Annotated in this window: 1 pseudogene; it reads left to right on the top strand. The window is 71.6% G+C overall.

The annotated features are described in order from the left end of the window. Nucleotides 1-317: pseudogene (locus tag CCL05_RS37125) on the top strand (MHS family MFS transporter); the annotation flags it as partial. Nucleotides 318-599: the final 282 nt, after the last annotated feature.

The raw sequence follows: 599 nt of genomic DNA, 5'->3' as shown, positions 1-599 counted from the left end.
CGATGTTCCTCGGCTTCCTCGGGGCGATGCTCGCGTTCATCGCGATGTTCGCCGTGATCGCCGCCTATCTGCCGGAGCTGTACGAGCCGCGGGTGCGCTGCACGGGCGCCGCGGTCGGCTACAACCTCGGCGGGGTCGTCGGAGGCGCGCTCACGCCCATCGTGGCGACGGCGCTGGCCGAGCAGGGCGGGCGGGTGCCGTGGGGCGTGGCCGCGTATCTGACGGCGATCGCGCTGTTCAGCCTGGGGTGCTTCGCACTGTTGCCGGAGACGCGTCCGGTGCCGGTGGCGCCGGCTGCGGAGCCGGCTTCGGGGTGACCTTCGGGGCGATGCGCGTAAACGCTTGGGCGCCAGGGTCGTCCACCGTGCCGTGAGCGGCCTGCGCCGAGCGATCATGCGGTGATCGTCGCAGACGTGAAGAGGCCCCGCACTCCGGTCGTGGCGAGCCCCCTCACGCGTGCCGGCGAGGCTGTGCGAGTTCCCGCTCCGCCACGAGATCGCAGTTGGTGTACACCCGCTCGCCGATGCAGAGCGCGCCCAGTTGCTCGGCCATCCTGCTGGTCTCGGGGTCCTCGCTGTTGCGCATGGCCTCCTCGTAGG

This window comes from Streptomyces africanus, assembly GCF_002150735.1.
Classification (GTDB): Bacteria; Actinomycetota; Actinomycetes; order Streptomycetales; family Streptomycetaceae; genus Streptomyces; species Streptomyces africanus.
Note: the sequence above shows the minus strand (reverse complement) of the source record. Positions and strands in the feature narration are given on the sequence as shown.